Origin of the sequence: Kribbella sp. NBC_00709 (assembly GCF_036226565.1) — a bacterium.
GTDB lineage: Bacteria > Actinomycetota > Actinomycetes > Propionibacteriales > Kribbellaceae > Kribbella.
In genome coordinates this window covers 4,857,130-4,871,200 of sequence record NZ_CP108996.1, presented here as the reverse complement: position 1 = coordinate 4,871,200, position 14,071 = coordinate 4,857,130, and the positions used below count along the sequence as shown (strand labels likewise).

The 14,071-nt window shown below is 68.4% G+C and carries 11 protein-coding genes; 4 read left to right on the top strand and 7 right to left on the bottom strand.

Annotated elements, in window-relative coordinates; genetic code table 11:
- Positions 1-32: 32 nt before the first annotated feature.
- The 3 genes from OHA18_RS23960 to OHA18_RS23950 form a co-directional block, all read right to left on the bottom strand.
- Positions 33-845 carry a hypothetical protein gene (locus OHA18_RS23960; protein ID WP_328997517.1) on the bottom strand — a complete coding sequence of 271 codons (813 nt, stop codon included), beginning with the start codon at positions 843-845 and terminating at the stop codon, positions 33-35.
- Complete coding sequence (locus OHA18_RS23955; protein WP_328997516.1) at positions 842-1,387, bottom strand: RNA polymerase sigma factor; 546 nt, start codon at positions 1,385-1,387, stop codon at positions 842-844. Before OHA18_RS23955 ends, OHA18_RS23960 begins: the two co-directional genes overlap by 4 nt.
- 120 nt (positions 1,388-1,507) lie before the next feature.
- Positions 1,508-3,358: a bifunctional metallophosphatase/5'-nucleotidase gene (locus tag OHA18_RS23950; protein WP_328997515.1), complete on the bottom strand. Its 1,851-nt coding sequence runs from the start codon at positions 3,356-3,358 to the stop codon at positions 1,508-1,510.
- 102 nt (positions 3,359-3,460) lie between these two features.
- On the opposite strand from OHA18_RS23950, the gene OHA18_RS23945 reads away from it, so the two are divergent.
- On the top strand, positions 3,461-4,249 hold the full coding sequence (locus OHA18_RS23945; protein WP_328997514.1) for a polysaccharide deacetylase family protein: 789 nt from the start codon (positions 3,461-3,463) through the stop codon (positions 4,247-4,249).
- Here OHA18_RS23945 and OHA18_RS23940 read toward each other — a convergent pair.
- On the bottom strand, positions 4,246-4,962 hold the full coding sequence (locus tag OHA18_RS23940) for a hypothetical protein (protein WP_328997513.1): 717 nt from the start codon (positions 4,960-4,962) through the stop codon (positions 4,246-4,248). The genes OHA18_RS23945 and OHA18_RS23940 overlap by 4 nt on opposite strands.
- A 23-nt stretch (positions 4,963-4,985) precedes the next feature.
- Entirely contained in the window at positions 4,986-6,179 is a 1,194-nt protein-coding gene (locus OHA18_RS23935) for a homogentisate 1,2-dioxygenase (protein WP_328997512.1), read from the bottom strand.
- Positions 6,180-6,253: 74 nt separating this feature from the next.
- Here OHA18_RS23935 and OHA18_RS23930 point away from each other — a divergent pair, with 74 nt between their 5' ends.
- The 3 genes from OHA18_RS23930 (at position 6,254) to OHA18_RS23920 (ending at position 12,097) form a co-directional block, all read left to right on the top strand.
- The gene (locus OHA18_RS23930) at positions 6,254-7,108 is read left to right on the top strand and encodes a hypothetical protein (RefSeq protein WP_328997511.1); all 855 of its coding nucleotides are present in this window, start codon (positions 6,254-6,256) and stop codon (positions 7,106-7,108) included.
- On the top strand, positions 7,105-8,289 hold the full coding sequence (gene fahA, locus OHA18_RS23925; protein ID WP_328997510.1) for a fumarylacetoacetase: 1,185 nt from the start codon (positions 7,105-7,107) through the stop codon (positions 8,287-8,289). Before OHA18_RS23930 ends, fahA begins: the two co-directional genes overlap by 4 nt.
- A 61-nt stretch (positions 8,290-8,350) precedes the next feature.
- A complete protein-coding gene (locus OHA18_RS23920) occupies positions 8,351-12,097 on the top strand; it encodes an endo-alpha-N-acetylgalactosaminidase family protein (protein ID WP_328997509.1) in 3,747 nt (1,248 codons plus the stop codon).
- A gap of 97 nt (positions 12,098-12,194) precedes the next feature.
- On the opposite strand, the gene OHA18_RS23915 is transcribed toward OHA18_RS23920, so the two are convergent.
- Positions 12,195-12,608 (bottom strand): hypothetical protein, encoded by a 414-nt coding sequence (locus tag OHA18_RS23915; RefSeq protein ID WP_328997508.1) that lies wholly within the window; start codon positions 12,606-12,608, stop codon positions 12,195-12,197.
- A gap of 70 nt (positions 12,609-12,678) precedes the next feature.
- A complete protein-coding gene (locus tag OHA18_RS23910; protein ID WP_328997507.1) occupies positions 12,679-13,923 on the bottom strand; it encodes a HAMP domain-containing sensor histidine kinase in 1,245 nt (414 codons plus the stop codon).
- Positions 13,924-14,071 lie beyond the last annotated feature (148 nt).

The following is a 14,071-nucleotide window of genomic DNA, read 5'->3' as shown; positions in this document are numbered from 1 at the left end:
AAACTGACTAAATCACTTAGTCTTCCAGTCGGTCAAGGCTTCGGACCGGCGAAGAGGATGACTTCCTTGTCCGTCGCCAGGAGCCCGTCCTTGACGTAGTAGGTGCCGGGCACGGTCTTCGGAGCCGACGTGTAGCCGTTCGTGGTGACGCGGTACTCCGGGACCGTGTATCCGCGCTGCTTCAGGATCGCGAGGACCTGGCTGACCCGCAGGTTCTTGTACTTCACACCTTGCAGCGGCTCACCGCGACCGTCGACCGGACCGTTGAACGCGATCTGCTCGCCGGGGCGCGGAGCCCGGGAGATCACCAGTCCGGCCTGGCCGGAGTAGTTCTTCGGGATCAGGAACTGCGGGACGCACGGGGAGGTTCCCGCCTGCTGACAGCCGGGCGGGTCGTCGCTCTGCTCGATGTTCGACGACCCCGGTCCGAATCCGGCCGCCGGGCTGGTGCCGACCGTCGACGGTGAGCCGGGCATCAGCTCGAGGGTGATGTTCAGGTGATGCTTCTTGAACTCCTTGTTGTACCGCGCGGTGTCGGCGTACGGGTCGACGATGCGGACGTGGATGAAGTCCCCCTGCGAGGTGAACGTCAGCGCGGCGCCGAGGGCCTCCGAGCGGGAGCCGCCCGGCCGCTCGACGAACGTGACGGTCGCGGCCGCGACGACCGCGGCGGCGACCAGCAACGGGACGAGTCGGCGCCGGCCGCGGCGCGGGGACGGCGCGGCCGGGATCGGCGAGTGGCCGATCCGGGTGCAGAGGTCGCGGCGGCTCTCTTCGGCGACCGCGGCAGCCGGGTCGTTCCCGGCGATCGGATCCAGGCTGCGGACCAGCTCGATCGTGTTCATGCGGGATCTCCTTGCGTACGGGCCGGCTCCCGGCCAGGAGTGGTCTGGTTCATCAGGCGCTCGAGCCGGCGGCGGGCACGGTGCAGCCGGACGGCCGCCGTACTCCGGGCGCAGCCGAGGGCCGCCGCGAGTTGCGCGGTGTCGAGGCCCTCCCAGGCGACCAGGGACAGCAGTTCCCGGTCGGCGTCGGAGAGCTGACGGAAGATCTCGGCAGCGTGCCGCAGCTCGAGTGCGGTCTCGGGTTCGGCCGGCATCGACCGCAGGTCGTCCCGCAGCTTGTCGGCCAGTCCGTGCCGGCGCGTCTCGCCCCGGCGGTGATTGGCGAGGACCCGCCGCGCCACGCCGTACAACCACGGCAACGGCTGCCCATCGGGTACGTCGTTCATCCGGCGCCAGGCGATCAGGAACGTCTCGGCCACCAGATCGGCCGCATCGGCCCGGATGTCGAGGCGCCGGACGAAGTACCGCAGTACCTCGTCGTGATGCCCCGCGAAGAGCCGCTCGAAGTCGGCCAAGCGGGTCCCGGGAGGAGGATCGGCCACCGACTCCTCCTCCCGACCCCTGGTCTGTAGTCGCGTCATACCCGGTCTGTGTCCGGACGGCGCGAGTTCTTACAGGTTCAGCCCAGAATTCCTGGCTGCCGGGTCACGCGATGCCCGATCTCAACCCGTGATCACGATCGGGGCGCCGTTCGAGGTCAGGGACCAGTCGACCGTGGCGAAGGTCTTCGGGTCCACCTCGCCGGTGGCGGTGACGTAGTCGATCATCAGCTGGCGGATCTCGACCTGGCGGTTGTAGACCACGGGCGCGGTCGAGACGTGCGGGAAGTTGCCGCCGCCGGACTGGCGGTAGTTGTTGACCGCGACAACGAATTCCTGGTCGGCCGCGACCGCCGTGCCGTCGTACGCGAGGTCCGTGATCCGGGCACCGACCGCCTTGGCGATGTCGATCTTGTACGTCAGGGGCTTGGTCAGGCCGCCGAGCACGTCGTAGTTGTAGTCCGGCGTGCCGGTCGGCGCGGTCGGGGTCGGCGCATTGGTGACCTGGTCGGACGGGAACGGCCCGGTCCCCGTCACCTGCTTGTAGTACTGCGCGGAGAACTCCAGGTAGTCCTTGATCTGCGCGCCGGTCATCGTCACCGCGAGCAGCGTGTTGTCGAAGATGTACAGCCCCGCGACGTCGCGGATCGAGACATCGCCGGCCGGGATCGCGGCCGCCCGGTTGAACGGGGCCGCGATCGCCAGGACCGGCAGCGACTCCTGCGGCGTACCGACGAGCGCCTTCGAGACCGCGTCGGCCTGGATGAAGTTGACGAAGTCCAGCGCGGCAGTGTCCTCCCACGGCGCAGTGGCCGCGGACATCGCCTCGGTGCAGGTGCCGATCTTCGAGTTCACGTACTCGACGACCTTGTCGTGGTCCTTCTGCAGCAGCGCGACCACGTGCGGGTCCGCGTCGACGGTGTTCGCGTTCAGCACCTGGCTGTGCCGGCCGACGACCTTCCACTGCCCGCGGACCTTCTGCAGGTCGAGGTCGATCAGCGACAGCCGCATGCCCCACTTCAGCGGCTCGCTCAGCACGACCTGCTCGCCGCTGGTCTTGTTCGTGACGAGCCGCTCGGGGATCTCCAGGTGCGCGTGGCCGACCAGGACGGCGTCGATACCGGGGACGGTCTCGGCCATCAGGACGGACGCGTTCTCCGGGTACGGCAGCGCGTCGCCGTACGACGAGGACAGGTCCATACCCGAGTGCACGGAGGCGATCACGATGTCGGCGCCGGCCTTGCGGACCCGCGGCACCCAGATCTTCGCGAGCTCGACGATGCCGCCGAACTTCAGCTTGTTCTCGACGTTCGCCTTGTCCCAGATCGCGATGCCCGGGTTGGTCAGGCCGAGGATGCCGACAGTGATCGGCTTCTCCCCCGGCACGTGCACCCGCTTCAGCACGTACGGCGGGAACGCGGGCAGACCCGTCGTCCAGTCCTGGGCGTTCGCGCCGAGCAGCGGGAACCGCAGCTGCCGCTGGAACTTGCGGAGGATCTCGATCCCGTAGTTGAACTCGTGGTTGCCGAGCGCCGCGGCGTCGTACCCGATCCGGTTCATCGCGGCCGCCATCGGGTGCGTGTGACCGCCGGTGATGGGCTCGATCTTGGCGAAGTAGTACGCCAGCGGGGTGCCCTGGATGGTGTCACCGGCGTCCAGCATCAGCGGGCGCGGCGCGTGGCGCTCCGCGGCGATCCGGTCCCGGACGGCGGTGACCAGGGTGGAGATCTTGGCCAGGCCGATGTCGTTGTGCGCGGTGTCGTCGTACTCGGCGTTCTTGAAGTAGTCCCAGTTGAAGACGTTGCCGTGCAGGTCCGTGGTCCCCATCACGGTCAGCCGCACGGCCTTGTCGTGCCCGTGCCCGGAACCGCCGGCGTACGCCGGGACCGCCTGGAAGCCGGCCGCCGCCAGCGCCGCCGCGCCGCCGATCACCGTTCGTCTCGTCATCGTCGTCCGCTCACCGCTGTCGGTCATCAGCCGCCTCACTGGTCTGCCGGCCGGGATCTCCGGCACGAGGGCCACCCTACGGGCGACCCGGTGCCTCGATGAACCACTCCGCACGAGAAGATGCCATGCATGACCAAGCCGCCCGGCAAGCTGCTGCCGTTGGTCGCCGCACTGCTCTGTGGTGCCGTCCTCGCCCAAGCCGCCAGCCCGTCCTCGCACTCGTCCACCTCGGCGAAACCCGCCGACCAGGCGCCCAGCCACGGCCTGTTGAGTACGTCGACCACGTCCAAGCGCGGCGCATCGTCGTCGACGAAACCCGCGCAGCCGGCGGTCAAACCCGCGACACCCAAGCCGCCGGCCGACGACTGGAACCTGACGGGCCACGGAAAGGTCCTGTACCTGACCTTCGACGACGGCCCGCAGCACGAGTGGACGCCGAAGGTCCTCGAGGTACTGCGCAAGCACCACGCGCAGGCGACGTTCTTCGTCATCGGGATCCAGGTCGCGCAGTTCCCGGAGCTGGTCACGGCCGAGCGGGCCGCCGGGCACCACGTCGGCAACCACACGTACGACCACAAGACGCTGACCCGCCTGCCGGAGGCGAAGATGCGGCAGGAGGTCGCTCAAGGCATCAAGTCGAAGTGCCTCCGGCCGCCGGAAGGTGCGACGAACGCGCAGGTCCACGCGATCGCGGCCGCGTACCACCAGCGTGAGGTCCTCTGGGACGTCGACACCGAGGACTGGGAGAAGCCCGGCACGGCCCATATCGAGCACGCGATCATGTCCGGAGCCCGGCCCGGCGCGATCATCCTGATGCACGACGGCGGCGGCAACCGCTCCGAAACCGTCGCCGCCCTGGACAGCGCCCTCACCAAGCTGACGAGGCTCGGCTACACCTACCGCTCCCTACCCTGCTAGCGGCGGATCGTCGCGGTCCCGCCGGAGAAGTGCTTCATCGCCTCTTCGATGATGTGGACCGGCTGGTCCAGGGCCTTCACCAGGAACAGGCCGGTCGGGCGCAGGAGCGGGTTCGGCTTCACGATGCTGCGGACCGGAGCCTGGTCCAGGCCCCGGACGCCCGCCGTGGTCGCACTCACCCCAGGTACCAGGTCGAGGTCCAGCACGTACTGACCGAGCAGCTTCTGCTGCCGGAAGCCGCGGACCGTCTGCCACTGCAGGACGACCGGGTACGCCGCTCCGTCGCAGGCGAGCTCGAGCCCCTTGAGGGACATCCGCATCGCGACCGGTTGGATCTCGTTGGCGCCGTACCACTGCTGCCGCTCGGCCTGCAGCCGGTAGACCATCACCGTGCTGAGCACCAGCGGGATCATTGCCACGATCAACAAGATCGCGAACGGCCACATCCCCGAACCACGGAACGCGAGCAGCGCGTAGACCGCGGCGGCGATGCCGACCACGCCGATCGCCAGCGTGATCCAGGCGCCGCGCCGCTCCACGGTCCGCACGACCTCGCGCCGGCGCAGGACCGCGTCCCGATCGACGCCGACGACGAAGGGCGCCCCCGGGTCCCGCGGCGGTACCTGCACCTCCACCTCCGGCGAATCGTCCGACTCCGGCTCCGGTGAAACCTGCTCCACGACCTGTTGCGATGTGTCCCCGTCCTCACTCACACGGGAAAGAATCCCACAGACCCTCAGCTCTTGTGGCGACCCGCCCAGGTCCAGGCGTACACGCCGTCGTCGACGGCGCGACCGCCCTCGCCCAGCTCGAGCGGGCGGAAGGTGTCGACCATCACGGCCAGCTCCTCGAACCGCTCCGCGCCGAGCGACGCCTCGATCGCCGACGGCTGCGGACCGTGCGCGTACCCGCCGGGGTGCAGCGAGATCGACCCGAGCCCGATCCCGGAGCCCTTCCGCGCCTCGTAGTCGCCGCCGCAGTAGAACATCACCTCGTCGGAGTCGACGTTCGAGTGGTAGTACGGCACCGGCACCGACAGCGGGTGGTAGTCGACCTTCCGCGGCACGAAGTTGCAGACCACGAAGTTGTAGCCCTCGAACACCTGGTGCACGGGCGGCGGCTGGTGCACCCGCCCGGTGATCGGCTCGAAGTCGCTCACGTTGAACGTGTACGGATACAGGCAGCCGTCCCACCCGACCACGTCGAACGGATGCGTCGCGTACGTCATCCGGCTGCCGACGATCCCGCCGGCGCCGTTGCCGCGGTGCTTCACCAGCACCTCGACATCGGTCCCCTCGACCACGAGCGGCTCGCTGGTCGGGTGCAGGTCGCGTTCGCAGTACGGCGAGTGCTCGAGGAACTGCCCGTAGCGGGACAGGTAGCGCTTCGGCGGCGCGATGTGCGAGTTGCCCTCGATGGCGTACGCGTGCACGCCTTCCGGCCCGGGCAGCCAGCGGTGCGTGGTCGCGCGCGGGATGATCACGTAGTCGCCCTGGACCGCGTTCAGTACGCCGAACACCGTCTCCACGGTCGCCGAACCCTTCTCGACGTACACGCACTCGTCGCCGATCGCGTTCCGGTAGTACGGCGACGGCTGCTCCGCCACGACGTACGAGATCCGGACGTCACCGTTGCCGAGGACGAGCCGCCGGTCCTCGACCGGGTTGGTCTTCGAGGTGTCGGTGAACAGGTCGTGCAGCCTGAGGTGCCGCGGGGTGAGCGGGTGGTTGGCGACGGTGGCCAGGTCGGGAAGCTCCCAGATCTGGGAATCGACGATCGCGGACGGCACGCCGGCGTGGTACAGCAGCGACGAGTCTGACGAGAACCCCTCCTCGCCCATCAGCTCCTCGTAGTACAGCCCGCCGTCCGGTTTCCGGAACTGGGTGTGCCGCTTCGGCGGAACTTCCCCGACCTGCCGGTAGAACGCCATCAGAATTGCTCCAGAGTATCCGATAATCGAACGCGTGCGTCCGCTTACCGAAAGCATCCGTTAGGCTCTGGGCCATGTCAACCGTCCCCGCCTTGTTCCGGCACCTGGTCGACGACGCTGCCATGTTCCCCCCGGGGAACCTCCCGATGGCCGAGGCCGTCGCCGCACACCAAGCGCACCTGCGGTCGCCGTACGCCGAGCTGGTCGGGCCGTTCGTCTGCACCGACGAGGACCTGATGAAGGTCGCGGCCGAGGGCGCGGCGTCCGGCGCCGGCCCGCTCCGCGTGTCGGTGGTGATTTCGGGCGGCGCCGGCGGGATCGAGCCGGTGATCCGCTGGGGTGACCGGTCGAAGGACGTCGAGGTGACCGCGGTCGAGGTCCGGCTGCGCGACGAGGACGACCTGTCCCGGAACGCGCTGCGGGTCGTCCGCGCGTGTGACGACTGCCTCGACGAAGAGACGGCGTACGTCGAGCTCGGTCTCGACGGAGCGTGGGAGCGCGCGCTCGACGTGGTCGCCGACGCCGGGTACGCCGCCAAACTGCGCACCGGCGGGATGGACGCCGCGCTGTTCCCGTCGGCCGAGCAGGTGGCGTCGTTCATCACTGCCTGCCTCGATCGCGAGGTCGCGTTCAAGTGCACGGCCGGGCTGCACAACGCGGTCCGCCATACCGCCGACGACACGGGGTTCGAGCATCACGGCTTCCTCAATGTGCTGCTGGCGACCCGGGCATCGCTCGACGGGGCCGCGCACGACGATCTGGTTGAACTGCTGGAGCGGCGCGTCGGCCAGGAGTTGGCTGATCTGGCCCGCGAGTTGACCGACGACCAGGCGGCGAGCGTCCGGCGCTGGTTCACCTCGTTCGGCTCGTGCAGCATCGACGAACCACGGAACGACCTGACGACGCTTCGGTTGATGGAGACCCCATGACCTGGATCGACATCCCGGACGGCTCGCCGTTCGGGCCGGACAACCTGCCGCTCGGCGTGTTCCGGCACGGCGACGAGGAGCCGCGGGTGGGTGCCGCGATCGGCGACCAGATCATCGACCTCGCGCCGGTCGCGTCGGCGCAGATGCTCGACGGTGCGCAGCTGTTCACCGAGCCGACGCTGAACGCGTTCCTCGCGCTCGGGCGCCCGGCCTGGCGCGCGACCCGCAGCTGGCTGCTCGAGCTGGTTCGCAACGCGAACGACCGGGACACCGTCGAGCCGCATCTGATCCCGCAGTCGGCGGTCACCATGCTGCTGCCGTTCGAGGTCGCGGACTACGTCGACTTCTACGCCTCCGAACAGCACGCGTCGAACCTCGGCCGCCTGTTCCGCCCCGACTCCGAGCCGCTGCTGCCGAACTGGAAGCACCTCCCAGTCGGCTACCACGGCCGGGCCGGCACGATCGTTGCCAGCGGCACCGACATCGTCCGCCCGAGTGGCCAGCGCAAGGCGCCGGAGGCGGCCGCGCCGACGTTCGGCCCGTCCCAGCGGCTGGACATCGAGGTCGAGCTCGGCTACGTCGTCGGTACGCCGTCCACGCTCGGAAAGCCTGTATCCGTTGACGATTTCGAGGACCATGTCTACGGCGTGGTGCTCGTGAACGACTGGTCCGCGCGCGATCTCCAGGCCTGGGAGTACGTCCCGCTCGGCCCGTTCCTCGGCAAGTCGTTCGCCACGTCGATCTCCCCCTGGGTCGTCTCCCTCGACGCCCTCGCGGCCTCCGCCGTACCCCTGCCGACCCAGGACCCGCCCGTCCTTCCGTACCTGGCCGGGTCGGCCCTGGTGAACTACGACATCACCTTCGACGTCTACTTGAACGGGCATCTGGTCAGCAGCCCGCCGTACCGCGACATCTACTGGTCGCCGGCGCAGATGCTCGCCCACCTGACGGTCAACGGCGCCGCCCTCCGCACCGGCGACCTCTACGCCTCCGGCACCGTCAGCGGCCCCGAGAAGAATCAACGCGGCTCCTTCATCGAACTGAGCTGGGGCGGCCGCGAGCCATTGGTCGTGGACGGCAAGGAACACACGTTCCTCGAGGACGGCGACGAGGTGACGATCACCGCCCGGGCGAACGGCCTCGGTCTGGGAGAGGTGACCGGGCGCATCATTCCTGCGTAATCCTGTTCATTAGTGTTCGTTTCTCTTGACCTCTTGGCTGTTACGTGCGAACTTTCTCCGCATGAAACGTTCAGTGGGGTGTGGAGTACTGGCTGTAGCGTTGGCTGCCGGTGTGCTGAGCGTGCCCTCAGGTGCGCACGCCGCCGGCGACCTGACTCTCCGGTCCAAGGAATTGACGGTCACCGTCGGGGCGGACTTCCCCCGGGTGGTCAAGTACGTCGACAACGCCTCCCGGCAGGCCCTCGGCGGGCAACCGGACGCGATCTCGACGGTCACGATCGACGGCACGGCCCGTACGGCGCACCTCACCAAGCCGCCGACGGTCGCCGGTGCGCGTGCGTCGTACACGCTCGCCTTCGACGCCCTGCCCGGTGTCGAGCTCGACGCCAGCCTGAGCGTCGCCGGGCGGGTGACGAAGTTCGCGATCGACGCGGTCCGCGACACCGAGGCGAGCCGGGTGCACACGATCGACATCCCGAACCAGGACCTGGTCTCGGTCGCGAGTACGGACGCCGGCGCGACCACCGCGTTCACCACGCTCGACCCGGACTCGACCCGGACCGCGGACAAGATCACCCCGATCACGGCGGCCACCCCGGGCGAGGCATCCGCGACCGGAGCGGCGTACGCGTTCGTCAACACCAGCGGCCTGGCCGCGGGCATCGAGTCGAACTCGACGTACGACAAGCCGTCCGGGCAGTCGGTCGACGACGGCGCCCGGTTCTGGCACCAGGCCCGCAAGAACGCGGACAGCAGTACCCGCGTCGGCGTCTGGAGCGGCCAGTGGACGTACCGCGCCGACACCTCGCCGTACACCGAGCCGCTCCCCTGGGCGAAGGTCGTGGTGACGCCGGACGCGAACCACGACAAGACCGTCGACTGGGAGGACGGCGCGGTCGCGTTCCGCTCGATCATGGTCGAGCCCAACGGCGGCGACCAGGTCAAGGACCGGGTGATCACGCACATCCCGTTCAACTTCGCCAGCCAGGCCACGCACCCGTTCCTGCGCACGCTCGACGACGTCAAGCGCATCTCGCTCTCGACCGACGGCCTCGGCCAGATGGCGATCCTCAAGGGGTACGCCTCCGAGGGCCACGACTCGGGTCACCCGGACTACGGCGGCAACTACAACCTGCGGGCCGGCGGTCTGACCGACCTCAACACCCTGCTCAAGCAGGGCAAGTCCTGGAACGCGGCCTTCGGCGTCCACGTGAACGCGACCGAGTCGTACCCGGAAGCGAACGCGTTCAGCGAGGACCTGGTCGACAAGACCGCCAAGGGCTGGAACTGGCTGAACCAGAGCTACTACATCAAGCAGCGCCCGGATCTTGCCTCCGGCAACATCGTGAAGCGGTTCCAGCAGCTCCGCGACGAGACCGACAAGAACCTGCAGGAGCTGTACATCGACGTCTACTACCAGTCCGGCTGGCTCGCCGACGGCCTCACCCGGCAGCTGTCCGGCCAGGGCTGGCAGATCGCGACCGAGTGGGCCGACCGGCACGAGCGCACCTCACTGTGGTCGCACTGGGCCAATGACCTCGACTACGGCGGCCCGACGAACAAGGGCCTGAACTCGCAGATCATCCGGTTCGTCCGCAACCACGAGAAGGATGTCTGGAACAGCGACCCGATCCTCGGCCAGGCCAGCATCGTCGAGTTCGAGGGCTGGACCGGCGAGACCGACTGGAACAAGTTCTACGCCAACATCTGGAAGCAGAACCTGCCGACGAAGTTCCTCCAGCAGCAGAAGATCCTGGACTGGAACGCGAACGACATCACGTTCACCGGCGGCGTCCGCGGCGCGGTCGAGAACGGCAAGCGAGCGGTGTACGTCGGGAACGCCAAGGTGCTCGACGGCGACAAGTACCTGCTCCCGTGGGACAACAACAAGAAGCTCTACCACTACAACCCGACCGGCGGCCGCACCACCTGGAAGGTCCCATTCACCGGCGCCAAGAGTTTCTCCGTCTACAAGCTGACCGACACCGGTCGGGTGAAGGTCACCACGGCCCCGGTCCACGACGGCAGCATCACCCTCGACGCAGTCGCCGGCCAGCCGTACGTCCTCTACCCGATCGCCGCACCGGCACCACGACCGGCGAACTTCGGCGAGAGCTCGCACCTGAAGGACCCGGGCTTCAACGCGGGCAACCTGACCGCCTGGAACGCGACCGGGGGCGCGACCATCGACACCCTCGCCAACGGCCAGCACGTCGCGTCCCTCGGCACCGGCAAGTCGGCTGTCGGCCAGCGGATCACCGGCCTGACCCGCGGTCACACGTACAGCGCCTCCGCGTGGATCGAGGTCGAGCCGGGCAAGTCCCGCCCGACCACAATCACTGTCGACGGCGTTCGCAATACCGTGACCAGGTCGACCGCACAGAACATGGTTGCTTCCGACGACAAACACGACGCGTACTACCAACGCACTCGGGTCGTCTTCGAGGCCAAGGGAAGCACCGCCGACCTGGCAATCGGGGCAGCAGCAGGTGCGCCGAAGGTCCGCATCGACGACGCGCGAGTGGTCGAGACCAAGCGTCCGGCGGCCGGACTCGTCGACGATTTCGAGAACGTCGACCAGGGCTGGGGGCCGTTCGTGAAGGGTGATGCCGGTGGTGTCACGGACCCACGGACGGTGCTGGCGAAGAAGCATGCGCCGTACACACAGGCCGGCTGGAACGGGAAGCTCGTCGACGACGTACTCGACGGCGACTGGTCGCTCAAGTCGCACGAGGAGAACGCCGGCATGGTCTACCGGACCACGCCGTCGACGGTGAACTTCCAGCCGGGCCACAAGTACAAGGTCAGCTTCGACTACGAGAGCGGTCGCGCCGGTCAGTACGCCTGGGTGCAGGGTGTGGATCGTCCGGACTCGGTCGAGGTCAAGTCGACTCCGGTCGGCGAGCAGCGGACCAAGGCGACCTTCGACCAGGAGTTCGTGGCGGGTTGTGGCGGCGACTACTGGGTCGGTCTGCGCAAGCTGACCGACGGTGGCGACCAGACCGACTTCATCATGGACAACTTCGCCGTCACCGATCTCGGTACGACGTCGGAGCCGGCCGACTGTACTTCGGTCGCGGTGTCGGGCGTGACCGGTCTCGTCTCGGGCGAGGCGAACACCGTCACGACCACGTTCACGAACAACAATGTTGTTGCTGCTAGCAACATCACGCTGGGCCTGACCGCCCCGGACGGCTGGACCGTCACGCCGACCACTCCGGCGACTCACGCCACGGTGGCCGCCGGCGCGACCGCGACGACCACGTGGGACGTCACTCCGCCGGCCGGCACGCCGGAAGGAAAGTACGTGCTGACGGCAACGGGTGGTCAGGCAACGATCAGCGCGGAGGCGACGGTGCTACCGCCGGGGATCGTGCCGCAGTCACGGATCAAGGTGGCGGACGTGGACAGCGAGGATGTCGCCACCGGTGGCGCAGCGACCATGGCGCTGGACGGAAACCCCAGTACCATCTGGCATTCCGCCTGGTCGGAGGTGCCCACTCCGGCCGACTTCCCGCATCACATGACGCTCGATCTCGGGTCGACGTACCAGGTGAACGGGTTCAGCTACCTGCCTCGGCAGAGTGGCACGAACGGGATGTTCAAGGGGTACGAGATCTACGTCAGCGCCGACGGCCAGGACTGGGGTACGCCGGTCGCGACCGGCCAGTTCCCGAACTCGATCGCCGTACAGCGGGTCGACTTCACCGCGAAGCCCGGCCGGTATGTGAAGTTCGTCGGCACGAGTTCGCTGAACGGCGCAGTCTTCGGTTCGGCGGCCGAGTTCAACGTCTACGGCACCCACTAGTCGGGGCCTCGACCACCAACTGGGGTCCCACGACAGGTTATTGCCTGTCGCGGGACCCCAGTTCTTGTCCCCGCCCCCGTTAGCTGGCGCAGGGCGCCTACTTGGTGATGGTCACCGGGGCCGCGGCGGAGGCCGTGTTTGCGGCGACCACGCGGAACTTGTTGACGCCGACGCGGCCGCTCTGCACCCAGACCGAGTAGGTGGCCCGACTGGTCACCTTGGTGGTGGCCGGGAAGTTGACCCACTTGCCGTTCTCGAGCCGCTGCACCTGGACCACGGTGTTCTTCGCGATGCCGCTGGTCTTGCCGGTGAACGAGACCTTCGCACACGCCTTCGCGGTGGCCTTGTCCGACTTGATCGTGATCGACTTCGCCGCGACGGACGCGCTCGCCACGGTGGCGTGCGTCGTGGCCGCGTTTGCCTGCAGGGCGCCGGCGATGCCGAGACCACCGGCAGCCAGGGCGACACCGGCGACGACGGCAGCGGAACGGCGAACGAACTGAGTACGCATGATGATTGGTTTCCCCTCGTTTTGTTGGTGTTACGGAGAGGAAGACGCGACGGCGGCGGGAAAGGTTGTGTTACGACTGCGTCTCAGGTTCGGCCGGCAGCACGAGACGTGCGAGCGCGCCACCACCCGGCGCCTCGCCGAACGTGAGCTCCGCGCCGAGAACCTTGGCGTGGCCGGCCGCGATCGTCAGACCGAGACCGTGACCGACCCCGCGCTCGGCCATCCCGGACCGGAACCGACGCGGGCCTTCGGCAATCAACTCTTCCGGGTAACCGTTGCCATGGTCAACCACCTCGACGGTCCGGCCGCTGACCGTCACCTCGACCGGCGGCTTGCCGTGCCGCAGCCCGTTGACGATCAGGTTCGCCAGGATCCGCTCGATCCGGCGCGAGTCGGTCGATACCGCTTGCTCCGGCCCGAGCAGGTGCACGATGACACTGTCCGGCGGCAGACCCTGCTGCATCCGCAACCGGGCCACAGCCGAACCGACGAAGGCGCCGAGACCGACCAGCTCCAGATCCGCCTGCTCGACACCGGAGTCGAACCGGGCGATCTCGAGCAGGTCCTCGACCAGTCGTCGCAGCACCTTGGCGCGGTCCCGGACCAGCTCGCTCGGCCGCCCCGGCGGCAGCAGCTCGGCAGCGGTGGTCAGCCCGGTCACCGGCGTCCGCAGGTCGTGCGCCACATCCGCAGTGAACCGGCGCTCCGCTTCGAGCTGTCCCCGCAACGAGCTGGCCATCGTGTCGATCGCGGTCGCCAGCGACTGGACCTCATCCTTGCCTTTGCCAACGGCCTCGGCTGCCGACGCGTCCAGGTCACCGGCCGCGATCCGGCGCGCCGAGCTCGCAACAGCGACGATCCGCCTGGACAGGCTGCCCGCCAGGATCACGCTGACCAGAGCGACCAGAGCGACCGTGCCGATGCCGCCGAGCAGCAACGCTTGCCGCAACGCCTTCATCGAGTCGTCGCTGGTCTCGTAGTCCTGCTCGATCGAGAGGATCTTGCCGTCCTTGACCGCGACCGCCGCCCACATCTTCGCGCGCGGCGATCCGGTCTTGAACGTGGCCCGCTTGCCCTCGAGCACGGCGTCGCGCAGCTGCGGCGGCAGTTCCGGATCGTCCACCTTCGCCCCGAACACCGGTACGTCGTTGGTGTCGTAGCTCTGCGCGGCGAGCTGGATCCGCTCGTCCGCAAAACTGCGCGTGCGGTCCAGCCGGGCCGACTGGGCCTGGGTGTAGACCGCGACGCACAGCACGAGGATCGCGAGCGCCGAGACCAGCAGGAAGATGAGACCGAGCTTGCCGCGCAGTCCCATCAGTGTCCTCCGTCCGAGGCCAGTGCGTCAGCTCCGGTGTCCAGGCGTGTGCATCGCAAGGCGGAGGAAGCGCTCGATGCGGGGTTCATCGTGCGCTTCCGACAACGCAGCGAGGCGCCCGCCTGGGCGCCGGAGATGGCGTGCGGGC

Bases quoted from the DNA above. Each gene is read 5' to 3' on its own strand.
- OHA18_RS23930 (WP_328997511.1), top strand. From the start codon at position 6,254: ATGTCAACCGTCCCCGCCTTGTTCCGGCACCTGGTCGACGACGCTGCC.
- OHA18_RS23945 (WP_328997514.1), top strand. From the start codon at position 3,461: ATGACCAAGCCGCCCGGCAAGCTGCTGCCGTTGGTCGCCGCACTGCTC.
- OHA18_RS23910 (WP_328997507.1), bottom strand. From the start codon at position 13,923: ATGGGACTGCGCGGCAAGCTCGGTCTCATCTTCCTGCTGGTCTCGGCG.
- OHA18_RS23915 (WP_328997508.1), bottom strand. From the start codon at position 12,608: ATGCGTACTCAGTTCGTTCGCCGTTCCGCTGCCGTCGTCGCCGGTGTC.
- OHA18_RS23950 (WP_328997515.1), bottom strand. From the start codon at position 3,358: ATGACCGACAGCGGTGAGCGGACGACGATGACGAGACGAACGGTGATC.
- OHA18_RS23935 (WP_328997512.1), bottom strand. From the start codon at position 6,179: ATGGCGTTCTACCGGCAGGTCGGGGAAGTTCCGCCGAAGCGGCACACC.
- OHA18_RS23960 (WP_328997517.1), bottom strand. From the start codon at position 845: ATGAACACGATCGAGCTGGTCCGCAGCCTGGATCCGATCGCCGGGAAC.
- OHA18_RS23920 (WP_328997509.1), top strand. From the start codon at position 8,351: ATGAAACGTTCAGTGGGGTGTGGAGTACTGGCTGTAGCGTTGGCTGCC.
- fahA (WP_328997510.1), top strand. From the start codon at position 7,105: ATGACCTGGATCGACATCCCGGACGGCTCGCCGTTCGGGCCGGACAAC.